Origin of the sequence: Bacillus sp. PAMC28571 (genome assembly GCF_014250435.1) — a bacterium.
Lineage (GTDB): Bacteria > Bacillota > Bacilli > Bacillales > Bacillaceae > Bacillus > Bacillus safensis.
Window position 1 is genome coordinate 1,722,090 of the sequence record NZ_CP060191.1, and the last position, 23,526, is coordinate 1,745,615.

General features: G+C 40.8%; 30 protein-coding genes. 9 read left to right on the top strand and 21 right to left on the bottom strand.

The genetic code is table 11. The annotated features are described in order from the left end of the window. Window positions 1–29: 29 nt before the first annotated feature. Complete coding sequence (locus H7F25_RS08405) at window positions 30–1,391, top strand: MATE family efflux transporter (RefSeq protein ID WP_185854483.1); 1,362 nt, start codon at window positions 30–32, stop codon at window positions 1,389–1,391. 45 nt (window positions 1,392–1,436) lie between these two features. Here the strand turns inward: H7F25_RS08405 and bshB2 are convergent, their stop codons facing one another. From bshB2 to rarD, 4 genes are all read right to left on the bottom strand, one after another. Continuing rightward, complete coding sequence (gene bshB2 / locus H7F25_RS08410) at window positions 1,437–2,102, bottom strand: bacillithiol biosynthesis deacetylase BshB2 (RefSeq protein WP_024422693.1); 666 nt, start codon at window positions 2,100–2,102, stop codon at window positions 1,437–1,439. Window positions 2,103–2,120: 18 nt separating this feature from the next. Further along, a complete protein-coding gene (locus H7F25_RS08415; protein WP_008359999.1) occupies window positions 2,121–2,471 on the bottom strand; it encodes a YojF family protein in 351 nt (116 codons plus the stop codon). Next, window positions 2,468–2,749 carry a hypothetical protein gene (locus H7F25_RS08420; RefSeq protein WP_024428326.1) on the bottom strand — a complete coding sequence of 94 codons (282 nt, stop codon included), beginning with the start codon at window positions 2,747–2,749 and terminating at the stop codon, window positions 2,468–2,470. The genes H7F25_RS08415 and H7F25_RS08420 overlap by 4 nt, the downstream gene beginning before the upstream one ends. Before the next feature lie 78 nt (window positions 2,750–2,827). Further along, window positions 2,828–3,739 (bottom strand): EamA family transporter RarD, encoded by a 912-nt coding sequence (gene rarD / locus H7F25_RS08425; RefSeq protein ID WP_048239421.1) that lies wholly within the window; start codon window positions 3,737–3,739, stop codon window positions 2,828–2,830. 86 nt (window positions 3,740–3,825) lie between these two features. Between rarD and H7F25_RS08430 the strand changes: the two genes are divergently transcribed. Continuing rightward, on the top strand, window positions 3,826–4,299 hold the full coding sequence (locus H7F25_RS08430) for an Hsp20/alpha crystallin family protein (RefSeq protein WP_024428325.1): 474 nt from the start codon (window positions 3,826–3,828) through the stop codon (window positions 4,297–4,299). 41 nt (window positions 4,300–4,340) lie between these two features. Here the strand turns inward: H7F25_RS08430 and H7F25_RS08435 are convergent, their stop codons facing one another. Both H7F25_RS08435 and H7F25_RS08440 read right to left on the bottom strand, forming a co-directional pair. Further along, entirely contained in the window at window positions 4,341–4,559 is a 219-nt protein-coding gene (locus tag H7F25_RS08435) for a hypothetical protein (protein ID WP_024422697.1), read from the bottom strand. A gap of 75 nt (window positions 4,560–4,634) precedes the next feature. Next, on the bottom strand, window positions 4,635–4,967 hold the full coding sequence (locus H7F25_RS08440; RefSeq protein ID WP_024428324.1) for a winged helix-turn-helix transcriptional regulator: 333 nt from the start codon (window positions 4,965–4,967) through the stop codon (window positions 4,635–4,637). 138 nt (window positions 4,968–5,105) lie between these two features. Here H7F25_RS08440 and H7F25_RS08445 point away from each other — a divergent pair, with 138 nt between their 5' ends. From H7F25_RS08445 to H7F25_RS08455, 3 genes are all read left to right on the top strand, one after another. Then, a complete protein-coding gene (locus H7F25_RS08445; RefSeq protein WP_151039980.1) occupies window positions 5,106–5,723 on the top strand; it encodes a nitroreductase family protein in 618 nt (205 codons plus the stop codon). Between the two features lie 238 nt (window positions 5,724–5,961). After that, a complete protein-coding gene (locus H7F25_RS08450) occupies window positions 5,962–6,165 on the top strand; it encodes a DUF3311 domain-containing protein (RefSeq protein WP_185854484.1) in 204 nt (67 codons plus the stop codon). Further along, window positions 6,165–7,658, top strand: coding sequence for a sodium:solute symporter family protein (locus tag H7F25_RS08455; protein WP_172880755.1), 1,494 nt, complete (start codon window positions 6,165–6,167; stop codon window positions 7,656–7,658). Before H7F25_RS08450 ends, H7F25_RS08455 begins: the two co-directional genes overlap by 1 nt. Window positions 7,659–7,757: 99 nt before the next feature. Here the strand turns inward: H7F25_RS08455 and H7F25_RS08460 are convergent, their stop codons facing one another. Both H7F25_RS08460 and H7F25_RS08465 read right to left on the bottom strand, forming a co-directional pair. Further along, on the bottom strand, window positions 7,758–8,672 hold the full coding sequence (locus tag H7F25_RS08460) for a class I SAM-dependent methyltransferase (protein WP_185854485.1): 915 nt from the start codon (window positions 8,670–8,672) through the stop codon (window positions 7,758–7,760). Window positions 8,673–9,025: 353 nt separating this feature from the next. Beyond that, window positions 9,026–10,411 carry a S41 family peptidase gene (locus H7F25_RS08465; protein WP_149126534.1) on the bottom strand — a complete coding sequence of 462 codons (1,386 nt, stop codon included), beginning with the start codon at window positions 10,409–10,411 and terminating at the stop codon, window positions 9,026–9,028. Between the two features lie 150 nt (window positions 10,412–10,561). Between H7F25_RS08465 and H7F25_RS08470 the strand changes: the two genes are divergently transcribed. Continuing rightward, entirely contained in the window at window positions 10,562–11,260 is a 699-nt protein-coding gene (locus tag H7F25_RS08470; RefSeq protein ID WP_024422703.1) for a class I SAM-dependent methyltransferase, read from the top strand. Window positions 11,261–11,352: 92 nt separating this feature from the next. Next, entirely contained in the window at window positions 11,353–11,604 is a 252-nt protein-coding gene (locus tag H7F25_RS08475; RefSeq protein WP_024422704.1) for a hypothetical protein, read from the top strand. A 50-nt stretch (window positions 11,605–11,654) separates the two neighbouring features. Here the strand turns inward: H7F25_RS08475 and H7F25_RS08480 are convergent, their stop codons facing one another. The 12 genes from H7F25_RS08480 to cgeC all read right to left on the bottom strand — a co-directional run bounded on the left by H7F25_RS08480 (window position 11,655) and on the right by cgeC (window position 20,900). Then, entirely contained in the window at window positions 11,655–12,485 is an 831-nt protein-coding gene (locus tag H7F25_RS08480; protein ID WP_024422705.1) for a M15 family metallopeptidase, read from the bottom strand. A gap of 68 nt (window positions 12,486–12,553) precedes the next feature. After that, on the bottom strand, window positions 12,554–13,249 hold the full coding sequence (deoD, locus tag H7F25_RS08485) for a purine-nucleoside phosphorylase (protein WP_012010274.1): 696 nt from the start codon (window positions 13,247–13,249) through the stop codon (window positions 12,554–12,556). 112 nt (window positions 13,250–13,361) lie between these two features. Further along, the gene (locus tag H7F25_RS08490) at window positions 13,362–13,679 is read right to left on the bottom strand and encodes a hypothetical protein (RefSeq protein WP_024422706.1); all 318 of its coding nucleotides are present in this window, start codon (window positions 13,677–13,679) and stop codon (window positions 13,362–13,364) included. A gap of 54 nt (window positions 13,680–13,733) precedes the next feature. Beyond that, window positions 13,734–14,342, bottom strand: coding sequence for a phosphatase PAP2 family protein (locus tag H7F25_RS08495; RefSeq protein WP_185854486.1), 609 nt, complete (start codon window positions 14,340–14,342; stop codon window positions 13,734–13,736). Window positions 14,343–14,392: 50 nt separating this feature from the next. Then, window positions 14,393–14,563: a YozD family protein gene (locus H7F25_RS08500; protein WP_065214722.1), complete on the bottom strand. Its 171-nt coding sequence runs from the start codon at window positions 14,561–14,563 to the stop codon at window positions 14,393–14,395. A 250-nt stretch (window positions 14,564–14,813) separates the two neighbouring features. Further along, window positions 14,814–15,494, bottom strand: coding sequence for a hypothetical protein (locus H7F25_RS08505; RefSeq protein WP_024422708.1), 681 nt, complete (start codon window positions 15,492–15,494; stop codon window positions 14,814–14,816). Window positions 15,495–15,636: 142 nt separating this feature from the next. Continuing rightward, window positions 15,637–15,861, bottom strand: coding sequence for a YozE family protein (locus tag H7F25_RS08510; RefSeq protein ID WP_024422709.1), 225 nt, complete (start codon window positions 15,859–15,861; stop codon window positions 15,637–15,639). Window positions 15,862–15,940: 79 nt separating this feature from the next. Further along, the gene (locus H7F25_RS08515; RefSeq protein ID WP_024422710.1) at window positions 15,941–16,222 is read right to left on the bottom strand and encodes a YokU family protein; all 282 of its coding nucleotides are present in this window, start codon (window positions 16,220–16,222) and stop codon (window positions 15,941–15,943) included. Window positions 16,223–16,224: 2 nt separating this feature from the next. After that, window positions 16,225–17,625, bottom strand: a complete 1,401-nt coding sequence (gene ablA, locus H7F25_RS08520) for a lysine 2,3-aminomutase (protein ID WP_024428317.1) — start codon at window positions 17,623–17,625, stop codon at window positions 16,225–16,227. A 118-nt stretch (window positions 17,626–17,743) separates the two neighbouring features. Beyond that, window positions 17,744–19,120 carry a sigma-54 interaction domain-containing protein gene (locus H7F25_RS08525; RefSeq protein ID WP_185854487.1) on the bottom strand — a complete coding sequence of 459 codons (1,377 nt, stop codon included), beginning with the start codon at window positions 19,118–19,120 and terminating at the stop codon, window positions 17,744–17,746. 146 nt (window positions 19,121–19,266) lie between these two features. After that, complete coding sequence (locus H7F25_RS08530; RefSeq protein ID WP_185854488.1) at window positions 19,267–20,562, bottom strand: glycosyltransferase family 2 protein; 1,296 nt, start codon at window positions 20,560–20,562, stop codon at window positions 19,267–19,269. A 17-nt stretch (window positions 20,563–20,579) separates the two neighbouring features. Further along, complete coding sequence (gene cgeC, locus H7F25_RS08535; RefSeq protein ID WP_185854489.1) at window positions 20,580–20,900, bottom strand: spore maturation protein CgeC; 321 nt, start codon at window positions 20,898–20,900, stop codon at window positions 20,580–20,582. A gap of 206 nt (window positions 20,901–21,106) precedes the next feature. On the opposite strand from cgeC, the gene H7F25_RS08540 reads away from it, so the two are divergent. Both H7F25_RS08540 and H7F25_RS08545 read left to right on the top strand, forming a co-directional pair. Next, complete coding sequence (locus H7F25_RS08540; protein ID WP_024422714.1) at window positions 21,107–21,508, top strand: hypothetical protein; 402 nt, start codon at window positions 21,107–21,109, stop codon at window positions 21,506–21,508. Window positions 21,509–21,523: 15 nt separating this feature from the next. Next, complete coding sequence (locus H7F25_RS08545) at window positions 21,524–22,486, top strand: CgeB family protein (RefSeq protein ID WP_185854490.1); 963 nt, start codon at window positions 21,524–21,526, stop codon at window positions 22,484–22,486. 229 nt (window positions 22,487–22,715) lie between these two features. On the opposite strand, the gene H7F25_RS08550 is transcribed toward H7F25_RS08545, so the two are convergent. Beyond that, window positions 22,716–23,438, bottom strand: coding sequence for an acylneuraminate cytidylyltransferase family protein (locus tag H7F25_RS08550; RefSeq protein WP_044335174.1), 723 nt, complete (start codon window positions 23,436–23,438; stop codon window positions 22,716–22,718). Between the last annotated feature and the right edge of the window lie 88 nt (window positions 23,439–23,526).

Below are 23,526 nucleotides of genomic sequence, written 5' to 3' on the forward strand. Positions count from 1 at the left end.
CGTTATTTCTGTTCAGAGAGGAACTTATGATGAGAGAAACGAATAGCATTCGAGCAAAGCTGACACTATTTTTAACCATTTTGATTCCGATTTTAATCACCCAAGCAGGTCTTTCGCTTATTACCTTTTTAGATACGGTGATGTCTGGAAAAGTGAGTGCAGAAGACCTTGCGGGTGTTGCAATCGGTTCTAGTATTTGGACACCTGTTTATACGGGACTTGCCGGGATTTTGATGGCCGTTACTCCGATTGTGGCTCAGCTGATGGGCGCTGGGCATAAAGAAGATGTTCCCCGGGCTGTCTTTCAGGCGATTTATTTATCCTTTCTTTTAAGTATCGCTGTGATTGTCATTGGTACGATCAGCGTTCCTTACATACTAGGAGGACTTGGACTCGAGCACTCTGTAGAGGATATTGCCCGGCATTTTCTCAGCTTTCTTGCTTTTGGCATCATTCCGCTGTTTGGTTATTCGGTGCTAAGGTCATTTATTGATGCATTAGGGAAAACACGTGTGACAATGTTCATCACGCTCACAGCACTTCCTATTAACTTTGTTTTAAATTACGTATTTATTTTTGGGAATTTTGGCTTTCCAAAGCTTGGCGGCGCGGGTGCCGGTCTTGCATCTGCAATGACGTATTGGGCGATTTTCATCATGAGTATTTTTATTGTCATTAAAACAGAACCATTTGCCTCATTTCGTTTGTTTCAAAAACTGCCCCGAATGAATATCTCCCGTATAGGGCAAATACTGAAAATTGGCCTTCCTATCGGGTTTGCGATCTTTTTTGAAACGAGTATCTTTGCAGCAGTGACGCTATTAATGGGGCACTTTGATACTATTACTATCGCCAGTCACCAAGCAGCGATGAACTTTGCTTCTATTCTTTATATTTTACCGCTTAGTATCTCAATGGCATTAACGATCGTTGTTGGGTTTGAAGCGGGGGCTAAGAGGTATAAAGACGCGCAAAGCTACAGCTATATCGGCATTGGAACGGCGGTATTATTCTCATTATGTACGGCGGCCCTCATCTTGCTATTCAGACCAGAGATCGCTGGTTTATATACAGCTGAATCAGCTGTTTTACAAATGACACAGCACTTTTTGATTTACGCGATCTTTTTCCAGCTGTCAGATGCGATTGCTGCACCCATTCAAGGGGCTCTGCGCGGCTATAAAGATGTGAATTATACGCTGATTGCTGCTTTTGTCTCTTACTGGGTCATCGGTCTTCCTGCCGGTTATCTCATTGGCACATATACCTCCTTTGGGGCGTTTGGTTATTGGATCGGACTGATTGCCGGGCTTGCCGCAGGCGCCATCGTCCTCTTTATCCGTCTCAGATTGATTCAAAAACGTCAACTCAGGCATGTATCGCATCACTAAATACAACACAAAAAAGCAACTGACATGGATCAGCTGCTTTTTTGTTTAGTCATTCCATTGATACGTCCAGAAAATTTCTTCATCAAACCATTTTTGGACAACTGGTTCTTTGTTTTTCAGCTTTTGTTCAAGCTCTCTCAGCATGCCCTCTGTTTGCGTTCTATGCGCTCTCAGTGCATTTAATTTGATATCTGCAACATCTGTAATATCAATCACAATATCCGCATGTCCAAGGACTTCTTCTCTATTCTTCGTAATGGCCATGCAGTATGTGACAGGACGGTCTTCTTTTTTCTTGCGGTAAAGAGCACGAATCACAGCTTCACCTGTCGCATCATGATCAGGATGTACACCGTGTCCTGGATAAAACGTCACAATGAGTGTCGGTTTGACTTCATCAATGATGGTTTCCATCACATCTGCCAAATACTCGTCGTCTTCAAATTCCAATGTTTTATCACGCAGGCCAAGCATACGTAAGTCTGTGATATCCATTTCTTTGCAGGCATTGATTAATTCCTGTTTTCTTAATTCAGGAAGTGTTTCACGGTTCGCATATGTTGGGCTTCCCATATTTCTGCCCATTTCTCCAAGTGTCCCGCATGCATATGTGACGGGAATTCCGCGTTTTCTGCTTTGTGCAATGAGACCAGCAACCCCAAAAGATTCATCATCGGGGTGAGGCAGCATCACTAGTACATGTTCGTTCATGACTTGTCACCCTTTCTTCTACACCTGAAATGGTGTTTCACTAATTTGTAATGAAATCGCTAGTTTGCCGTCTGGCAAGTGTCCAGCTAATAGCAAGCGGCCTTGGTCATCAAACACATAATCGGTTAATCCTTCTGCGTAAATCCAGCCATCTTCTGTTTTCATTCCAACACGGTATGGACCTTGTCCTTTTATTTTCGCCTGTGAATAGACGACTTTCGCGTTGCGGATATACGCAACAACCGTCATATTTTGTTCATTTACATGAGCTGAATAAGAACCAGTTGTCGTTTCAAGATGAACGAAGACTGGACGATTTAAAAACGATTCAAGATGTGCTGTGACATCTTCCGTTTGAATTGGTTTCATGAGTGGTTCCTTCCTTCATTTTGAATTAATTCTCGCAGCTTTTTCGTATGTAAGCTGATCAGCTGCAGCTGATGATCATGCTTAAGCTCACTTTCTAAAATTCTCTCCACAGCAAGCACATACTTTTGGTGTAATGATTTCCTTGCCCGCGGATGTGTTCGTGCATCAAGTAAATCATCACATATGGCCTCGTGTAAAGAAGACATATCATCAACATCAAGCTGACGATTTTTCCATAAAGATTGATAGGCGGCTGCAAGCTCATGAGCTGACGACATATGATCACCTCTACAGTTTTGGTAACAATTTATTATGACATGATCCGCCTGCAAAAAAAAGCAAACTGCTCGTTTGGCTTAATGAGAATTCGCTGTTTTTTTCATGCGTAATTGAGAGGTGGTAAACAGTAAAATCGCCACCCAAATACAAAGGAATGTCACAATTTTAGCTGCGGATAAGTGTTCGTGATAGACAAACAGCCCTAAAAACAGCGTAATTGTCGGTGCAATGTATTGCAAAATGCCCACTTGATAAAGTGGAATTCTTTTTGCGCCTTCTGAGAATAAAAGAAGCGGCACGGCTGTAAAAACGCCTGCAAAAAATAAGAGACCGAGCGACCCGAAGCTGTTAGGATTCATAGTCACAACAGGTTCTTTTAAGAAAAATAATAAGTATACAAGTGCAGCCGGTGCGAGAAGCAGTGTTTCAATCGTCAAACCAATTGCGCTCGTGAAGCTCATCCTTTTTTTAATCAAACCATAAAAGCCGAAGCTAAGGGCTAATAAGAAAGCAACGACAGGAAATGACCCGTATTGAACTGTTGATAGGATCACCCCAAATGCGGCAATGAGGATGGCAATGGTTTGCAATTTATTTAGTCGTTCTTTTAAGAAAATAATGCCTAATAGAACGGATACAAGCGGATTAATATAGTACCCTAAACTTGCTTCTAGCATAAGACCATGATTGACTGCCCAAATGTAAACATACCAGTTGACCGAAATTAAAATAGCAGATAAAAGTAATGAAAAAAATGCTTTACCATCCAGTATGAGACCCTTCACTGTCTGCATTGCTGGACGGACTTGTTTTAAATACAAAAGAATACCGCACATAAACACAAATGACCATAAAATTCTGTGCGCTAAAATTTCGCCTGACGAAATATGCTCCATCAGCTTCCAATATAACGGGAATAAACCCCAGAGTGTAAAAGATGCTGCCGTGTAGAGAACACCTTTTGATTGCTGTTCGTTCAATGTAACCATCCCTTTCTAAATCTAACGTATATTATAGCACGCACGCAGGCGAATGGGCATATACTAATTCAGGGCATTTAGAAAGGATGATTCACATGTTCGACTGGAACCGATTATTCCCTTTTCAAAAGCAGTTCTCAAAAGAAGCCTTAAAGAATTCAGATCCTAAAGACGTTGAGCAGTATGTCAATCAAGTCATGGAAAGTGTATTCGGCTCCAATTATCCTGCTCAGTTCCCATTTCAGGACCCCCTTTCCCAAAATCAAAAAACGAGAGAAACTGATGCCGAAAAAGAAAAAGAGCCAGAAGTCGAAGTGTTCGAGACGACTGATCATGTGTTTGTCAAAATTGAACTTGCTCGTCCAAACACAGAAAAAGTCAAAATCAAACATACAGCCAATCTGCTGTTTATTGATCATTTTCCTGAAGAAGGAACGCAGAAGAAAGTCGTTCTCCCTGCTGCTGTGAAACGAAAAGGAACGAAGGCGTCGTATCAAGACGGCATTTTGGAAATTATGTTTTTAAAGCATGATGATCCAGGAATTTCTGAAATTGATATTCCATTATAAAAAGCCTGCTTTAAGAACGGAAGCAGGCTTACTCTTTTTTCTTAATAATATGGTGGATATCCGCCGCCATAAGGTGGTGGAGCAGGCGGTGGTGGTGGCGGGTAATATGGACGGGGATAATTAAAAATCGCACTTCCTAGAAATCCGCCAAGCAGACCGCCGACTAAAGGAGCGCCAAAACCAAAAAACAAAGGGACTCTGGATTCATATGGCGGAATGCCAGGGGCGCCGCCTCGAAAATACGGAGTATGAGGGTACATGCATTTCTCCTCCTTTGTCATGTGCCTAACATCAGCATATTCATCAGGAGTCAAAATGTTTGGGCAAACCTGAAACTAGGCTTGCTCCTTTTTCCCGTGTGAGTCTGTATACTCCCCTGCCCACCGAGATACCTCATGAAACACATCATGTAACGCATTCCCTTTTTCAGTTAAACTGTAAATGACTTTGACAGGCGTCTCAGGCAGGACAGTTCGCTCTATAATCCCTTCTTGCTCGAGCTCTTTTAAACGCTCTGCGAGCATTTTTTGACTGATCGACGGGATCGTGTCTGTGAGGTCTTTAAAACGCTTTGGTCCATCAAGCAATACATGTATAATGAGACCGTTCCACCTTTTGCCTAGGAGTAAAAAAGCTTGCTGAATGTGTGGACATAATTGGAATTCCATAAATTTCAGCCTTTCTTTTCATGATTGTTTGACAAACTAACGGTGTACAATTTAAAATAACTCTAGTTACAATAAGTAAGTTTCTCACTTTTTAGTTATTGTACCATATTATTTGCAAAAACGGGAGGAAATATCCATATGGCGACCGATCAAAAAACAATTGACATCTTAAAACAAAGAGCTTCAGTAAAAGAGTATGATACTTCTCATGAAATGACAAAAGAAGAGTTAACAGAGCTTCTTGAAATCACAACAAAAGCACCATCTGCTTGGAACCTTCAGCATTGGCATTTCACTGTTTTCCATAGTGCTGAAGCAAAAGCAAAATTACTTCCAATCGCTTACAACCAAAAGCAAGTATCACAGGCATCAGCTGTTATTGCAGTTCTAGGTGACCTTGAAGCTAACCAAAATGGCGAAAAAATCTACAGTGAGCTGGCAGAACAAGGCTTCATTACTGAAGACATTAAAGAAACATTGATGACTCAAATCAATGGCGCATACCAAAGCAAGCAATATGCACGCGAAGCAGCGTATTCAAATGCTTCATTAGCTGCTATGCAATTAATGATTGCGGCCAAAGCAATGGGCTATGATACATGTGCAATGGGTGGTTTCAGTAAAGACGCGTACATCAAAGAATTCAATGTAAGCGGCCGCTACGAGCCGGTTATGCTGATTTCAGTTGGTAAAGCAGCGAAAGAAGCTCATAAAAGCAACCGTTTCGACATCGAAGAAGTTTCTGATTTCCTTTAAAAATTGGCAAAGCCTCAGCCTTTATGCTGGGGCTTTTTTATTGGCTTTAAATATTATTTCTACATACTTTCTTTCACCTTCCTCCTCTTTACAACTTCACTCTTTCTCCTTTTTCAAAAATGAAAGCGTTATATTAGTATGATATTCACCAAAATGATTGTTTTTTCTGAAAATGGTCTTGTGATCTAATCTGACAACTGCTATTATTATGAAATTACAAAATATTCAGGAGGAAATTATGAACAATAAATTGATGCTGGCACTACTAATCGCGATTCCATTCATCGGACAGCTCGCATTGCTGCCTTTTGCGAATCGCATTCATCCATTTGTCATCGGCCTGCCCTTTTTCCACTTCTGGCTCTTGCTATGGATTGTACTCACACCAATTTGCACATTTATCATTTATAAGATGCAACATTCAAATGGAGGAACTGACTAATGCAAGGAAATTTAACAGCTTTATTGATTACTGCAAGTATTATTTTCATCGTCGTGGTCATCGGATTTGCCGCTGGTCGTGACAAATCATCAAGACAGTCAGTAGAAGAATGGTCTGTCGGCGGAAGAAAATTTGGCGGACTGCTCGTCTGGTTCCTCGTTGGCGCAGACTTATATACAGCTTATACCTTTTTAGGGCTTACAAGTACAGCCTATACAGCTGGAAGCGTCGCTTTTTTCGCTATTCCTTATTCAGTCCTAGCTTATTTTATTGCTTATTTCTTTTTACCGAAACTATGGACGGTTGCGAAAAATCACAACCTTACAACACTTGCCGATTATGCACGTGAGCGGTTTGACAGCAAGCTGTTATCCAGTTTGATTGCGATTGTTGGAGTACTTATGCTGATTCCTTATATTTGTCTTCAGCTGAGCGGAATTCAAGATACGTTAACTGTCGCTGGAACGAATTATATTAATGTGAATGCAGTAGTTATTATTTCGTTTATTTTAGTCGCACTTTATACATTTTTTAGTGGTATTAAAGGTCCTACATATACAGCCATTATTAAGGATATTCTTGTTTGGGTGATCATGCTGTTTATGGTCGTTTCACTGCCAATTATTCATTTTAACGGCTGGACACCGATGATGAACACGTTAGCCAAAGAAGCGCCTCAGCTTCTAACGATCCCTGAAGGCGGTCCTAAGGGCATTTTATGGTTCATTACTGCTTCAGGCGTTTCTGCTCTTGCTTTGTTTATGTGGGCACACGCAGCAACTGGGGTTTTTACAGCCAAAAGCGCAGATGCCATCCGTAAAAACAGCATGTTTTTGCCTCTTTATAATATTGTATTGATTTTGGTCATCTTCCTTGGATTTATTGCTTTTTTAGTCTTACCAGAAGATACAAATCCAAGATTTGCTCTTCTTCATTTAATTCAAACATCATATGGCGGCGTGATGCAGGGGCTCGCATATTCAACGATTGCACTGGCTTCCCTCATTCCATGCTCCATCATGGCCATTGGCGCATCGAATTTATTTGCCAATAATTTATACCGTGACTTAATTCATCCGAATGTGTCACCTAAAAGATTGACCATCATTACACGTTCGATGGTGTTTATCGTCATCGGGCTCGCTCTTTTATTCGGGATGCTGTTCCCAACTGCACTTGTCACACTTCAGCTCATTGGTGTTTCAGGAATGGTTCAAATCTTCCCAGCTATTGCCATCAGTTTGTTCTGGAAAAAACAATCGAGAGAAGCAACGATTTCCGGTTTAGTCGTTGGAATCATCGTTACCTTTACAGCGAATATCTCACAAGTTACGTTTGGTCTTTATGAAGGTTTTCTTGGTTTACTAGCAAACGTCGTTGTCATCTTGATTTTGAATCCATTCTTCCAAAACAAGGTCACATCCAATTCTGTCATGAATGATCTATTTGAAAAGGATCATGAAAAAACAGAAGCAATCACAAACGAAGTGTAAGGATAAGAAAAAGCAGTCCCGATGAGGACTGCTTTGATCTTGTAGACAAAGTCTACAAGATTTTTTGTATAACACAATTCCAATGTACATGATCGAGTATTATTTTTTTACAGCATGAATAAAATGAATTGTCTCAAAGGCTGATAGGTAATCTTCTCTATTATTAAAATACAGTTCATTAATTTTTTCAGGTGATAAATGTTCATAAATGAGTAAATCTGATTTCTCTAACACCTTTTCGATTTCAAAGTACGAAAAACATGATTTCATCGGTTCTCCGCCTATTGAAGCCATTTTCACCATATTTTCAACTCTATTAGAGGTTCCTTTTTCTTCGAATAGTTTTTCATCTGCATAATCAAAAACGATTGAACTTCCTGATGGAACCTTGGTGAATAAATAATCTATTAAGCTTGACACTTCCTCTTTCGTTAAATAGTAAGAAACCCCTAGAAGACTAAAGAACGTCTTTTTGTTATCAAATCCTTGAACTATTAGGTTTTGATAGGACAAATTTTTGGTGAAGTCCATAGAAACAAAATGAAGATTACTTGGGATTTTTAATTTAGCCTCGTCCAATCTTTGCTTTTTAAATTCCTGTGTAGTAGGATGATCAATTTCGAATATTTCTAAGCTGTTTTCCAATTCTGGATGTCGGAAACTAAAAGTATCTAATCCAGCACCAAGTATGACATATTGTTTTAATCCTAACGCTACCTCGTGAAGCAATACTTTTTCGCAATACGCTGCACGTGATAAGGTTATTGGAGAAAGCTGGACTTGTGTAATCCATTTTAATATTTCTTCTGTATTTCCTTCGAATTTTTGATCGATATATTTGTTGAAGAAATGTATGCCTTGAACCATGTTTTCTTTGATGTCATTGAATTCTTTTTCAGAAATTAATTCTCTAGCTATATCATCATTAAAAATTTTAGGCGTATCAAATTGACTATGATAGGATCTGGCAAAAGCCGATATTAACGAAGTGAGACTGGACTCATCTTTCTTCATACAAATACACTCCTTTATTTTAGAACAAAAAAATAGGATTCTCCTGGCCAGGAGAATCCTATTATATATTCTAAAAACAATAAAGTAAATTATAGCATAATTACATTATTTTGTCAAGTTCAAAAAAGTCTTTTTTCATACAAATATTAACACCTAACAGCGTTACATGGATCAAAAAGAAAGTATGCTTACTTTCACTGCCATGCATTTTAAAAGGAAACAAACTAGACATGGAAAGACCCGTGTTCAACATAAAACTCTATATGTTTTTATCAAAAAACCCCACTTCACTCAAAATAAAGGTGGGGTTTTTCTACAATCTGAAAGCAGTCCCCTGATGAGGACTGCTTTTTTTATTTCATTTCTTTTTTCAAGACTTCAATGGCTTTTTTCATTTGTGTATCGTTGTTCTTTAGCTTATCTTGGATCTTTGTCATCAGAACGGTCGTTGTATCTCCTGTCAGGATACCGTCTGCCTTGAGATCGTTGTCTGTTTGGAAGCTTTTGACGATAGACTGGAATGCTTGATCGTACTCACCGTTTGCTTTTGCTTTGTAGCCAAGCGCTTGGAACATTTTTTGAGCTGCTTTGACTTCATCTCCATTGTCATTTAGCTCATATGATTTTTTCGGGCTTAAGTACGGCAGCTTTGCATAACTTGGGAGAGCTGCTTTCACCTGTGGTTCGATACCTTTTTTGTGAATCCAAGAACCGTCTGGTGTCAGCCATTTTGCAATGGTTAACTTGACACTAGAACCATCATTATAGTTTTGCGCATTTTGAACAGTTCCTTTGCCAAACGTCTTTTCACCCACAATTTGAATGCCTGAAGATTGGTGCAGAGCCGCCGCCATGATTTCAGCAGCGCTGGCTGAACCGCCATTTACAAGGACAACTGCCGGCTGATGGACTTTGCGTTCTTTTTCAGCCTTGTACACTTGTTTCTTCCCTTTTTCTTCAACCTGCATGATGACTTTCCCTTTATCAATAAAGTCATTGCTCATTTCAATGGCTTCTGTCATGATGCCGCCTGGATTATCTCTCAGGTCAATGACAAAACCTTTTGCCCCTTTTTTCTCAAGGTCATCAATTGCTTTATCCAGCTCTTTCGATGTGGTTTCAGCAAAGGACGTAATTTGGATTTCTCCTATTTTGTCTTTTGTGAGTTTTGCATACACCGTTTCAAGCGGAATGGTGTCTCTTGTGATGGTCACATCTACATTGCCGACTCCTTGACGGTTAAGATGCAGCTTAACATCCGTTCCTTTTTTCCCTCTAATGAGAGAGACTGCTTTATTGACCGACATTCCTTTGGTGCTTTTTCCATTCACTTTTAAAATATGATCATGCGGTTTCAAACCAGCTTTTTCAGCAGGAGAGCCTTTAATCGGCGCAACAATTAAAATTTGTCCATCCTTCTCTTCAACTTGTGCACCAATTCCTTCAAATGAAGAAGAAATGGTATTATTAAATCCTTCGGCTTCCTCCTGATCCATATATGTAGAGTATGGATCATCAAGTGATGCAATCATTCCTTGGATCGCACCATCTACTAGTTTTTGATCATCCGTTTTTTCGTAATACTCATCCTTTACCTTCGTATACGCAGCCATGAGTTTACTAAACTTCTCGTCTCCTGAGACGCTGACAGCACCTTGTTTTGTGATCACAAATGTAATCGCTGAGGACAGTGCAGCAGTCACGAGAATGGCTACCACGAACTTCATTTGTTTTTTCAAAAAAACACCACCTTTATCTCCTTTCATTATTATCAAGGACGAGGCTTCATCCGTCAACCAAAGGATCAACTTCTATTTGAAAAGATAAGCCATTTGCCCCTCTATTGCATAATCTTTAGAGAGGAACAGGATAAGGAAAGAAGGGATTATATGAGTGATTATGTAGAAATGCTTGCTTATTTTGGCGTATCAGGTGCCCATCCTGGCGGAATTGAGTTAACAAAAACGATGATTGAGCATATAAAACTGCCGCCTCATGCACGAATACTGGACGCTGGATGCGGTACAGGACAGACCGCCGCCTATTTAGGAAATATTGGTTATCAGGTGGAGGCCATTGATACGCATCCATTGATGATTGAAAAGGCGAACCTGCGATTCAAACGGGAGGAACTGCCTATCCGTGCTTTAGAGGCATCCATTGAGCAGCTGCCCTTTCCAGATCAAGCGTTCTCTCTACTCATCAGTGAATCTGTTTTAAGCTTTACCAAGCTGCCTGATGCACTAGCTGAAATCAAACGTGTGCTTGCTCCTGGCAGTCAACTGATTGCAAATGAAGCTGTGTTAAAAGCCCCTCTTACGCCTGAAGAGCTGGCAGCTGTTCGAAATTTTTACGGCTTTCACTCGCTCTTGTCGCTTGAAGAATGGAAGGAGCAGTTAACAGCAGCAGGCTTCCGTGACATTCAGATTCTTTCATTCGATGAACATATGGTGCAGGAGGAACCGACAGAGATGGAATTATCTGAACACATACCGCCTTCTCTTTACGAGACACTGCAAACACACTACGATCTCATTCAAGCACACCGAAAGCAGCTAAGCCACATTCTATTTGAATGTACCGTATAAAATGAGCGAATCTCCTATATGTTTTGTCCAAACTCTATGAAGTCTCTCGCATAGGATAAGAGTGAAAAGAGTTTGTCATAAGGAGGAAAAACATGGAGCGCTACTACAAGCTTTGTCAGCAGCACATGGGGAAAGTCGCTAGAATTACTGACCGTAATGGCAGAGTACACGTCGGACGCATTGAGCGTGTGACAAACCGCAAAGTTTATATTCGTCCAGTCGGCGGGTCTCGCGGAGGCTTTGGCTTTGGCTATTGGGGCGGATATTATGGCTGGGGTGCAGCGTATGGCATCGGCCTCGGTTTCATTACCGGCTTCGCATTAGCAGGATTGTTCTTTTTTTAAAAGAAGAATAAGAGAAGGCCTCCCGAATAGCTGGGAGGCCTTTAACTTGTTTAGATTTTCTTTACTTTGTTCATGTATTCTTCAAATGTTAAATCATGATCATGCATCGCTTTTGCGGCTTCTTTTCCCACATAGCGCAGATGCCACGGCTCATATTCGTATTTCGTAATGTCTTCTTTTCCTTTTGGATAGCGGATGATAAAGCCATATTTATAGGCGTTTTTAGCCACCCATTTGCCATCTGGTGTTTCACCAAACTTTTCAGAGATCTCAAAACCGGCACTTTTTGAGGAAATGTCCATGGCTAAACCTGTTTGATGTTCACTTTCGCCTGGTAAAGCGACTGCTTCTTGTGCTTTTTCTTTGCCTTTTAATTTGACCTCACTATCAAAAATGACTTTTTGACGGTCATAGGAGCGATAGCCAGATACTGCAGCAAGCTCGAAGTTTTCCTTTTTTGCACCTTTGAATAACTTCTCAAGCGCTTCCGCTGCTTCTTTGCGGATATATCGCTTTTCAATATCTTCCGAAAAAGAGAATTCTACTTTTGGTACAACGAGATCAGAAGGTTTATAGGTTCCTGGTAATGCATATTCTTTGTTGACAAGTGCTAGCACATTTTCAGGATTTTGAATGGTTTTCAGACCGCTCACAACCTTGATGTCATTGAAATATTCACTCTTTAACGTCAGCTCTTGATTCGATGAATCTGCCTTATCGTTTGAGTTGTGCTGGGGAGATGAACTTGCTGCGTTTTTTTGTTCGTTTGTTTTGTTTGATTCAGATGTACCGCTTTTTTGGTCCAGCAACTGGCAGCCTGATAGCGCGGCTGTCAAACCAAGAATCGATGCGATTGAGAGTATTTTGTAGCTTTTCTTCATGACATACCTTCCTTTTGCTCTTCTAAAAAAATAAAGATGCGCTACATTGTAGCACACCCTTTATACTATTATAAAACGGAGTCTAGCGCAATTAAGATCATTTCATCAAACGTTGTTTGACGCTCTTCAGCCGTTGTTTCTTCTCCTGTTAGAACGTGGTCACTCACAGTCAAAATTGATAACGCTTTTCGATCAAATTTTGCTGCAAGAGAATAAAGAGCGGTTGTCTCCATTTCGATCGCTAGGATACCATATTGAGCCATGAGCTCAAGTGGTTTTTCATTGTAAAATTGGTCTGCTGTAAATACATTTCCAACACGTACAGCGACATTTTTTGCTTCTGCTGTGTCGTAGGCTTTCTTGAGCAGGCCAAAATCAGCACATGGCGCATAATCAATCGGTCCAAATGCCACACGATTCATTTGTGAATCTGTTGATGATGTCTGGGCTAAAATGACGTCACGTACATTAACATCTCTTTTGATGGCTCCGCAAGATCCAACGCGAATTAAGTTTTGAACATCATAGCTTTGAATGAGTTCATTCACATAAATTGAAATAGACGGTACGCCCATTCCAGTGCCCTGTACAGAAACACGTTTCCCTTTATAGGTTCCAGTATAGCCATACATTCCGCGCACTTCGTTATAGCACTCAACATCTTCTAAATATGTATCTGCAATATATTTCGCACGAAGCGGATCGCCTGGCAGCAATACCGTTTCTGCAATTTGTCCTTTTTCTGCTCCAATATGTACACTCATTTTTTAGCCTCCACTTACGTTTACTATGTATTTTATCCTATTTATTATAAACGATCGAGCTTAAAAAAGAAAATACCAGCTGGATCTCAAGCTGGCATCATTCATTATCTATTTAACCTATCGTCATTAGTCGTTCACTGCGTTTCCACCCTGCCGGAGAGAGCTGATAATAGCACTTCCCCTTTTTCTTATCATCAATCACAACAATATCACCTGTTGTGATAAACCGCGCATTGTAATCATTAGGGACTGTATCATGTACATTAAATGTCGAGAATGCTTTTTCCAGTACATCAAGGTGTGTTCTGCCGCCAATCTTTGTCCGGTACACAGGCTGATGCCCGCTTGCAGCGCCATATTCAGGTGTCTGATAAATGGTTAAGTGAAATGCTGAAGGTTTCTTTTGAAAAAATCTCAACGTCAATTGCATTCAAATCCCTCCCCTTTTATATAAAATTGGCTGGGATCTGTCCATTTCCTTCTTCTATTTTTGTCGAATGACAGGCAATCTTTCGTCAATCTTTTTACAAATGAGAAATAGAGCGAGTCCTATCGCAAAGCCTCCTGCAACATCTGTCAAATAATGCACCCCGATATACATCCGGCTGATGCCAATGGCCAGAACGCAAAGCCCTGTGATCAAATAGACGATTTTTTGTCTTTCTTTCAGCCATGGGATCATTTCAACTAATAGATAAGCAATAAAAGGGTAGATGGTGGCTGCATTCATCGAATGTCCGCTCGGAAAGCTGTAATACGTTTCAACTACAAGGTGATCAAAGGCCGGACGCTCTCTAGCAAACAGCCCCTTTAATTCATGATTGATTGTTTTTTCTGTGAGATATAGTAGAAAAAGCATCATGATAGAGTAGTAGCGCTTATACATAAACAAGACCACACTAAAAATGAGCATGATTGGAACGAGCAGCGCGCTGATGCCAAAGTCCGTCAAAGCGAGCATGACATCATTTAAAAAAGGGAGTCTGATGCTTTCAAACCATAAGATAATCTGGTTGTCCAAATCTTGAAAAACCCCAGATGCCATGAGCGCAGCAATGGCGCCAAATAAAATGAAAAGAAATAGGATGTACACGCGAAGGATTCCCCTCCCTCTCTCTTCAGAATCTCTTCAAAGTATAGTGCCTACCACGCCTCTTCTTCAACTATCATTGCTTTTTTCAGCATATATTCAAATGTAATGTCAGCCAGCTCAAATGTTTCAAGCTCAGCAGGTATGTACCCTCTTTTGATCAGCTCCACGTAGAAGAACTCCGCAATTTCCTCTGTATCAATCACCAAATCTGCTTCTTTCATTGCATTCCGCCTCCTTTTTTATGATGTATGAACGCCGGCTGTTTTTTATTACAGTTTGTCATAATGGCTCATTCCATACATATAAATGCAGTAAACAAAAAGAAAAGGGGCTTGAAAGAATGAAATGGTTAAGCATATTAGATGGAGAAACTTTTGATCAGGTGATGGGCCGTATCTTGAGGGGATGGTTTTATGTGATTGCATTTTTCTGTGTGCCTTATTTTTTATTCGTGTTAGGACAAGTCTTTCTTTAACCAAAATGTTCGTGTAAACTTTCCAAAATAAAATCCATCATATCCTTATATTCTGGATCTTTGAAAAATTCATAGAGAATTTTATAATCGTTATAAATATCAAGAAGCTCATCCACTATAGATACAGCCAGAAATTCAAGTGAAGATTCGCTTTCTTGTTTCTCTTCTAGCTGCAATAGAGCCGTTTGGACCATATCTTCTTCTAACTCTTTTGAGGTTTCTCCGACGTAATGCACAAAAAGAAGCTGATGAACAAACTGGTCCATCTCATATTTTCTTAGGACAAGCGTTAAATCTTCCTCTTCTGTTTCCAGCCACTCTCCGTCTTTCAGCCTCGTGAGTTCGTAAATGACATCTTCCCAGCCATCTTCAAGGTAGCGCCAAATTTCAGTCCGATGACCAATGATTTTAAATAGCTCTTTTCCGTAATCTTTTACATATACAACATCGCCAATGAGGAACTCATATTCAATGTCCAGCTTTTCTGTATCGACAATCACTCCGCTATACTCATCGTAAAGCTGAAGTGATGTTTCAAAATAAAGCACCTCATTATGATTGACCTCATATAAATAGTGCTGGTCAATTTGATGGACTTTTGTAATCGTTCCGACTGTGCCGTACATGACAACGACGACAATATCCCCTACTTGATATTTTGGTGCTTTCGCCTTCATTCTGTCTCCCCCTTGCCCGACTTTTGGTCTTAACGTATCGTATGCCGGCGCAAGGAATTCTGCATGGGCAACCACACCATGCAAAACGCCATTTTATTTCTCATGAAAAAACCGCTTCTCCATTCGGATAAGCGGTTGTGTGTTATTTTTTTTTGACTTCTACTTCGTATTGCTCAAACGCTTCGTCAAATGTTGTCATTGAGCTTAAATAATCACCATTTAATTCTAAATAAGCGCACAGCTCATGATAATCTGTGGAAGCTTTAGGAAAGCTGTGATCCTCATACGCAGCATTTGCGAAATGGCTGATTTCATCTTTCGGTTTTGGATGTCTGAACTTCATTAAATAATGGTAAAACGACTTCACCTGTTTTTCCCTCCGCGACACACTATTTTGTTGTTATATTATACAGCAATTTGATGACTTGTATAGGCGGAGGTACAACTTATGATGAAAAGTCAAAGTAATTTCGCTTTAATAACCGCTCCATGCTCATTAATTCCTCGTAGGAGATTTTTTCTGGAAGTTTTGTCTGATCCACTAAAATTAATTGATCTTCAATCTCTTTGACCGTCTCATCCTTTTGATAGATCATCCCGCAGTGCGTGCAGGAAATGGACGGCGTTTCGATGATTTCAATTGATTGTGTGCCCGTGATCAGTTCCCAATAGACTGTTGTCTGCTCCGCATTTGCTTTGTTTTCCTCACACCAATCACATGTCAGCAAGGCTATTTCTCCTCCTTTACGGTTTGTTCTTTTTTGAGCTGCGCTTGATATTTCTTCTCTTTTAATTCATCTCGTTTCTCACGTTTGTTTTTAAGTGTGTCGTGCTCAGGATTTGTCTCATATGCTTCTCTACGTTTCATTCGGCTTAAATTCTCAGGCGTAAACGATCTCGCTTCATCCTCAAATAGTGCGGTAATACCAATTGCCGGTTCTTGTTTCTCTTCATAAATTTCATTAAAATACGCATCTGCCTGGCCTGCGACGTAATGCTCTGGTTCTGGATAAGAGGTGATGACACCTTCAAAGTTACGAAGGACGACTTTGTCAGGGCTTTGCGATAATAAATAATTTGGCTGTAAGGCAATTTTCCCTCCGCCTCCTGGCGCATCTACAACAAAGCTTGGTACTGCATAACCACTCGTATGTCCTCTTAAACCCTCAATGATTTCAAGCCCTTTTGATACCGGCGTTCTAAAGTGGCCAATGCCCTCAGATAAATCACATTGATAAATATAATATGGTCTGACCCGAATCTTCACAAGATCGTGCATCAGCTTCTTCATAATCGGCACACTGTCGTTAATACCTGCAAGGATGACGGCCTGATTCCCTACAGGAACGCCGGCATTCACGAGACGTTCGCACGCTTCTTTTGCTTCTTTTGTGATTTCAATACTTGTATTGAAATGGGTGTTCAGCCAAACTGGGTGATATTTTTTCAAAATCTCGCACAGCTCATCTGTAATACGCTGCGGAAAGACAACCGGCGCGCGGGTTCCAATCCGAATGATCTCAACGTGCGGAATATCTCGTAAGTTTTTCAAAATGTATTCAAGCACTTGATCATTGATTAAAAGCCCATCTCCGCCAGAAATTAACACATCCCGCACCTCAGGTGTTTCTCTAATATATCCAATTGCAGCATCTAACTGCTTTTTCGGCACACCCATACCAATCTGGCCGGAAAAACGTCTTCTCGTACAATAACGGCAGTACATGGAGCACTGATTTGTCACAAGAAACAGCACACGATCTGGATATCGGTGCGTGAGCCCTGGGACAGGTGAGTCCTCATCTTCATGCAGCGGGTCTTCCAGATCATATTTTGTTTTATGAAGCTCTTCTGCAATTGGCACAGATTGCATACGTATTGGACATCTTGGATCGTCTGGATTCATCAGTGAGGCATAGTAGGGTGTAATGTTGAGTGGAATGGTTTTGGTGGAAATCTTCACCCCTTCTCGTTCCTCTTCTGTTAAGTTTACGATTTTTTCTAAATCCTCAAGCGTTTTCACGGTATGCGTCAGCTGCCAAATCCAGTCGTTCCACTTTTCCTCAGGTACATCCTTCCAAAGCTCAATGTCCTTCCAGTGACGTGCCGGTTCATACAATTTCTGATTCATATCCATTCCCCCTATCAGCATTCACTTTATACTATGCAAGTTATGTGCCAACATGGGAAAATGCCCCTATTCTTTACAAAAGGAGCTTTTACCCGTCATATTCAATTGGATGTTGTGCCTATATTTCGGCATCTGCATATTTCTTTAATTTATATTGCAGCGTTTGTCGAGGGATTTTTAAAGCAGCGGCGGTTTTTTTAATATTCCCATTATGCTGATGTAAAGCTTCTTGAATCAATGTTTGTTCAAATGAAGACACTTGATTTTTTAAGGAGGATTCAGATGTTTCTTTTTCCAGCTTTTGCTCACGTAAATGAGCCGGAAGGTATAAAGGGATGATCTCTTCCGCTTCCTTTGGCATCATCAACACAGCATGTTCTATTGTATGTTTTAATTCTCTGACATTCCCAGGCCAGTGGTGCGCCATAAACAATCGTTCCGTTTCTTCAGAAAGGCGTGTAACGTTTTTTGAAAACTGCTGATGATAGGTTTGAATGAAGTGGCGGGATAGCAGCGTGATATCTTGCTTTCTTTCACGAAGCGGCGGGATATGAAAAGATGATACATGCAGTCTATAAAATAAATCTTCTCTTAAAATTTGCTTTTTCACTGCTTCGAATGGGTCCATATTGAGCGCAGTAATGAGCCGAACATCCACTTGAATGGACTTTGCATCACCGATGCGGCGGACAACGCCATCCTCTAACACACGTAATAATTTCGTCTGCAGCGTGAGCGGCATCGCTTGCAGCTCATCAAGAAAAAGTGTGCCCCCATCAGCTAATTCGAAAAGTCCCTTGCGATCAAGTGCGCCCGTATAGCTCCCTTTGACAGATCCGAACAATAAACTTTCAAGTAATGATTCTGGGAGTGCTGCGCAGTTTTGCGGAATGAACACTTGATTTTTTCGATCAGATTCATGGACAATGGCTTGAACGAGCACTTCTTTTCCTGTCCCTGTTTCCCCATAGACAACAACTGATGATGGGTAAACAGCTGCTTTTTTTGCCCTTTCAAGCATTTCTTTTAAAAGCGGATCATTTGTTAAAAATGAAGCAAAATCATGCATTTGTACGGCCTCAGCCGCATCTTGTGTCCGCTTTTTTTGACCTAAACGATTGGAAAGGGCTGACATCTTTGAAACATCTTTTGCGACTTCGACCGCGCCTATTAACTCGTTATCTTCGATAATAGGCAATGTCGTGTTCACTGTTTCAATCCTTTCTCCATTTTTATTCAAATAGGTTTGCAGCGAATGATAAATGGGCTTTCCTGTTCGCAACACATGCATGAGCGTACTTGTTTTTTCTGTTAAAGAGGGATACACATCAAGGATGTACTTGCCAATCACCTCTTCTTTTTGTAAACAGTCAAACTTAGCGGCATTATGATTGTAAAAAATCGTCATCCCTCGATCATCTACAACGTGAATGGCTTCATCAATGGCTTCTAAAATCAATTCAAACCAATCTGCTCTTTCGACAACCTTCCCCATTCTTTCCCCCTCACTTTCAGTGCCAAAAAACCGGCATCAATTGCCAAGTTTTCAGCGGCTTGATCATTTCTTAAAGGTTCCTGTCCTTTTCATGTTTCGCTTTTTCCTTTCTACTTCCTGCAATCATTGCGAAAAAAGCACCCCTCTTATGAGGAGTGCTTTCGTCCGGATGTTTGATAAAGAGACATATCGAATTCTTGCAGCGATTCCCTATACAGCGGCACAATCGGCTTTCCTTCCTGAAAAAACGTAAATTGGGATGGGTACAGCTTAATCGGCTGATGATAAAAAGCAAATCGCTTCACGACCTCAGGATCAATTCGGCAAAAGGTATCATGCACAAGTAAATAAACATCTTGTTTCCATTTAAACAGGCGCCTGTTTGGCGGACTGAAAACTGGAGAAGCTTGAATGATGCTGCCATCCTCAAATGCCTGGAGCTGATCATTTGAAATCGTATAGATCTCCTTTGGGTGAAACTGAAAATATTGCACGTCACGTTTTGAAGCAAACCGTCTTTTTTTCTGATCTTCAATATAAAAGAACGTTTTCCCATAATCTGCGGTGACAACTGTATAATTGGGGACTGCCAGCTTCTCTTTCATTTCATATTTCATCTCACATAACAGCGGAACACGGATCGCACGCCTGTTCTTTTCATTGATCCAGCGTTTTTCAATTCCATGAAGTTTCCCGTCTGCGATTTGATAATAATCTCCTTCTTTTTCAATGACCGTTCCGTCAATTAAATCATACGGCATACTCGAAAACAGATGGTGAAAGGAATGAGGCGTTTTATACGTTGTATCCAGTACATCTTTTAATGGAAAAAACGCAGCGAAGTGATTCAGCCTCATCCAAAATACAGAATCTGCATGATGCCAGTGCTTTGGCTCATCGTCCCAATATTGTCCGTATTTTTCATAAATCAGTGGAAGCAAGCAGCTTCTGTGCATGACCGAACAATGGTCCACTTGAAAGGACGCATGCTCTAAGATTTGATCTGCTTCTCGAATAAAACTCATTGTTTCCACTAAATGCTGATCAACATGCACGACCCGCTGCGAGGAATACACAATATCTATGTGAGGCTTCGACCGAAAAACATCCACCATTTTAAGCAAACGATCTTTATGGTACACGGTATCATCGGTTAAATAACAAATGAGCTCACCTGTTATACGGGTTAATGCTTCATTAATAAGCGTCGCATATCGTGCGGTTAACAGCCGTTTTGCCGGATGAACTGTGTGCGAATACAGCTGAATGCGTTCATCACTTAAATAGGGCTGGATCTTTTGAATGGTGCCCTCTTCTGAGCCATCATCCATAATCAAAAGCTCCCAATGCGGATACGTTTGATCTACCATACTCTTTAGCACACGATCAATGAAATCTGGTTTATTGTAGCTTGTTAAAATCACCGATACTTTCATGATCATTATCCTTTTTGATTAGATTAAAAAGCCCCCCAGCTGACAATGTTCACATAAGGAACACTCACTCTTAGCTGATTTGTCGCGTTTTTAAAGACTGCAACCGTATCAAACAATTGCACGACAACCACGTTTTGAAGTACATCTCCATTGACTAAATGAACACGCGGCACTGGAATGCCAAGCTCAAGCCATGGACGAAGTAATTCTTTGATGTCTGACACATCCCCTTCCCCACTTTCTTCCAAAAGACGAAGAAGAAGTAAAATCAAGATGACTTCAAGCACTCCTTCCGACTCTAGTAATTCTTCGTTCCAACCATCTAATAATTTTTCAAATTCCATTCATAATCCCTCTCTCTTCACATTTAATCTTTACTAGAGTATGAGCGTCACTTCATTTAGCCTCAGCATTTGAAAACATTTTTAAAAATGTGTGAAGTGATTAAATGAAAAAAAGATCAGGAATCAGCGTTCTGCTTATGCCAAAAAAAATGAACGGCATATACATAGGGGTGAGTTTGAATTGATGAAGAAAGGATGGGGAAAAAATGAGCGAAAAGCGTGCTGAATTAAAAAAGGAACTATTGAAAGTGTTTTTCAAACCAATTACTCATGCATTAACAGCTAATCTCGAAGAAGGAGGAGTTCAAATGGAAGAAAAATTGAACGATTTATTAAGTGAAGTGGCAGCTGAGGCATCACCTTCAGATTCTGCTACAACACTCGATGTATCTCAGCCAGCAAGATGGATCTTTGCAAGACTTGCACCAGGAACAGTCATTAGCATTGTCACTGACTCAGGAGATTTAATTGGGCCAGTTCAATTTGTATCATTCGATGCTTCAACAGGTGTTGTATTTGTTACACAAGAAAGCTCTGTCACACCTACAGGCTCAGCAACGACTCTATTAGATGTAGATAAAGTTGAAAGTGTTACATTCACATCTTAATGTGAGAGGATCATCATGAAGCTTCTTTATATCAGTTCTGGCTACGGCGGAATCTATCACATGTTTGATCAATGGGTAGAAGAAAGCTTCATTGATTCCCCCTTTTCATGTGTAAAGATTGATAGAGAATCTCTACCCACTAACATGCACAAAATCCGGACATTTTCTCCGGATTTTGTTTTGATGATGATCGGTGATCATGTTCCGAAAGATGTACTTCATCAATTCAAACAAGAAAAAATCCCGATTGTTCTTTGGATGACAGAAGATCCCTTTTATACAGATGTGTCAGCTGCTTGCGCACATGAAGCTCAGCTTATATTAACGATTGATGAAGGGGTTTTGCCATTTTATAAACAATTAGGCGCTCTAAATACGCACTACTTTCCCATTCCGGCAAATACACGTGTCTTTCAGAAAAATGAATCGCCAGAAGAGATGTGCACGTATGACATTGCTCTCATTGGCTACCCTTATCCCAACCGCATCAAAGCCATCGATACACTCTTGCAGCAAAACAAATGGCGTATTCTCGTTGCAGGTAAGGAATGGCACCGTCACTTAAATAAATCACGGAGACATTATCGTGATTTCACACTGATAACGAATTGGCTGAGTCCTCAGCAAATGGCGGACATCTATCAGCAGACAGCAATTGTTTTGAATCCGCATAGGCCGGCTCAATTTGCGTATAACAAAAACAAAGCCATGATTCAAAATATGAGCCTCAATAACAGAGCATTTGACATTGCTGCAACTGGAAGTTTTCAATTGACGGATCTACATCCACCGCCTGCTTTTTCAAGCTTTGCTTTTTACAAAGATGAGGATGATTTGATAAAACAGGTGGAATACTATGGATCAAATGCCGGTGAAAGAAAGGCGGCCGCACTGAACAACTATGAGCAAGCCGTTCGCTGGAATACATTTGATACGATGCCACAAAGGCTTTATGAGATCGTAAAAAGCGCCCTATAACTGGGCGCTTTCAAATTGTTGACAAAGGGCTAAAATGTTCTTGATTTTAGCCCTTTGTCTTCTTTTCAGCGTGATAGAAAACCTTTGCAGTGTAGGAAGGGCGAGTACCGGAGCGGAGCGAATTTGACATTCGTGAGCACCGGAGCGCAGACCTGACACGGAATGCGAGGGTTTGTCTACACGCTGAAAGCGCCCTATGACTGGGCGCTTTTTCTCGTTGAATGCCAGCTTATGCATGATCTTCCGCATCTCGGCGAGCTAATAAGATTTTCTCTGCCTCTTTCCGGTCTGCCTCCTGTTTCACCACAAGCGACTGCGTGTGATCCATCATATATGCTCCGACAGATCCTTCTAAAAAGGAATGAATGCATTCTTTGGCATAATGAGCATGAAAAGCATATATTGCACCATTTAGCCGGCCATACGTATATGGCTGCTCATGCTTTGGCATGAAAAAGTAATGATTGTCCTTATATAAAGTAGCTTCATTGTTTTCATGCAGTGTCCAAGTTTCATTTGGGTTTTCTAACGCCTCTGTAAAAGATGCGGTGCAGTCATATCCCCCCTCCACTAAAAGCTGCAAGCACTTCTCGATATCTGCCGGCTGTCTTAGAGGAGACGATGGATGCAGATACAGCACAATATCAAAGGTTTTTCCCTCCCGCTCTAAATAAGCAAGCGCATGCTTCACAGCTAACAGTGACGGCGTTTGTTCTGTCACATGTGTGCTTGGCAGTTCAATCACATTTGCTCCGTAGTGAGATGAAATAATTTGCGTATTGACATCCTCTGAGGAGACGATGACTTCATCTAATTCAATCATTTGCAGTAACGGCTGAATGGTCCAATAGATAAGCGGCCTCTCAGCCAATATGCGTATGTGTTCATCATGCCGGCCGTCGTGACTTCTAAATGCAGGTATCATGGCTAAAATACGATTTCCCCTATACATGTCTTCTCTTCTCCCCTCGCGCACAGCTCCCTACAATTTTCTTCTCTGCCCGAGCTGACCGCAGTACTGAAGTATTCAGGTCTCTCGT

What these genes read in the sequence shown, in the direction of transcription:
- H7F25_RS08420 (WP_024428326.1), bottom strand. Translation starts at nt 2,749, where the DNA reads ATGTCGTCAGCTCATGAGCTTGCAGCCGCCTATCAATCTTTATGGAAA.
- H7F25_RS08415 (WP_008359999.1), bottom strand. Translation starts at nt 2,471, where the DNA reads ATGAAACCAATTCAAACGGAAGATGTCACAGCACATCTTGAATCGTTT.
- H7F25_RS08455 (WP_172880755.1), top strand. Translation starts at nt 6,165, where the DNA reads ATGCAAGGAAATTTAACAGCTTTATTGATTACTGCAAGTATTATTTTC.
- H7F25_RS08490 (WP_024422706.1), bottom strand. Translation starts at nt 13,679, where the DNA reads ATGCAATTGACGTTGAGATTTTTTCAAAAGAAACCTTCAGCATTTCAC.
- H7F25_RS08470 (WP_024422703.1), top strand. Translation starts at nt 10,562, where the DNA reads ATGAGTGATTATGTAGAAATGCTTGCTTATTTTGGCGTATCAGGTGCC.
- H7F25_RS08475 (WP_024422704.1), top strand. Translation starts at nt 11,353, where the DNA reads ATGGAGCGCTACTACAAGCTTTGTCAGCAGCACATGGGGAAAGTCGCT.
- rarD (WP_048239421.1), bottom strand. Translation starts at nt 3,739, where the DNA reads ATGGTTACATTGAACGAACAGCAATCAAAAGGTGTTCTCTACACGGCA.
- ablA (WP_024428317.1), bottom strand. Translation starts at nt 17,625, where the DNA reads ATGAATCAGAAATTGTATGAACCGGCACGTCACTGGAAGGACATTGAG.
- H7F25_RS08440 (WP_024428324.1), bottom strand. Translation starts at nt 4,967, where the DNA reads ATGGAATTCCAATTATGTCCACACATTCAGCAAGCTTTTTTACTCCTA.
- H7F25_RS08430 (WP_024428325.1), top strand. Translation starts at nt 3,826, where the DNA reads ATGTTCGACTGGAACCGATTATTCCCTTTTCAAAAGCAGTTCTCAAAA.
- H7F25_RS08530 (WP_185854488.1), bottom strand. Translation starts at nt 20,562, where the DNA reads ATGATCATGAAAGTATCGGTGATTTTAACAAGCTACAATAAACCAGAT.
- bshB2 (WP_024422693.1), bottom strand. Translation starts at nt 2,102, where the DNA reads ATGAACGAACATGTACTAGTGATGCTGCCTCACCCCGATGATGAATCT.
- H7F25_RS08445 (WP_151039980.1), top strand. Translation starts at nt 5,106, where the DNA reads ATGGCGACCGATCAAAAAACAATTGACATCTTAAAACAAAGAGCTTCA.
- deoD (WP_012010274.1), bottom strand. Translation starts at nt 13,249, where the DNA reads ATGAGTGTACATATTGGAGCAGAAAAAGGACAAATTGCAGAAACGGTA.
- H7F25_RS08525 (WP_185854487.1), bottom strand. Translation starts at nt 19,120, where the DNA reads ATGGGGAAGGTTGTCGAAAGAGCAGATTGGTTTGAATTGATTTTAGAA.
- H7F25_RS08500 (WP_065214722.1), bottom strand. Translation starts at nt 14,563, where the DNA reads ATGAAAGAAGCAGATTTGGTGATTGATACAGAGGAAATTGCGGAGTTC.
- H7F25_RS08545 (WP_185854490.1), top strand. Translation starts at nt 21,524, where the DNA reads ATGAAGCTTCTTTATATCAGTTCTGGCTACGGCGGAATCTATCACATG.
- H7F25_RS08435 (WP_024422697.1), bottom strand. Translation starts at nt 4,559, where the DNA reads ATGTACCCTCATACTCCGTATTTTCGAGGCGGCGCCCCTGGCATTCCG.
- H7F25_RS08540 (WP_024422714.1), top strand. Translation starts at nt 21,107, where the DNA reads ATGAGCGAAAAGCGTGCTGAATTAAAAAAGGAACTATTGAAAGTGTTT.
- H7F25_RS08480 (WP_024422705.1), bottom strand. Translation starts at nt 12,485, where the DNA reads ATGAAGAAAAGCTACAAAATACTCTCAATCGCATCGATTCTTGGTTTG.
- H7F25_RS08460 (WP_185854485.1), bottom strand. Translation starts at nt 8,672, where the DNA reads ATGAAGAAAGATGAGTCCAGTCTCACTTCGTTAATATCGGCTTTTGCC.
- H7F25_RS08550 (WP_044335174.1), bottom strand. Translation starts at nt 23,438, where the DNA reads ATGTATAGGGGAAATCGTATTTTAGCCATGATACCTGCATTTAGAAGT.
- cgeC (WP_185854489.1), bottom strand. Translation starts at nt 20,900, where the DNA reads ATGGAATTTGAAAAATTATTAGATGGTTGGAACGAAGAATTACTAGAG.
- H7F25_RS08450 (WP_185854484.1), top strand. Translation starts at nt 5,962, where the DNA reads ATGAACAATAAATTGATGCTGGCACTACTAATCGCGATTCCATTCATC.
- H7F25_RS08405 (WP_185854483.1), top strand. Translation starts at nt 30, where the DNA reads ATGAGAGAAACGAATAGCATTCGAGCAAAGCTGACACTATTTTTAACC.
- H7F25_RS08505 (WP_024422708.1), bottom strand. Translation starts at nt 15,494, where the DNA reads ATGAAGGCGAAAGCACCAAAATATCAAGTAGGGGATATTGTCGTCGTT.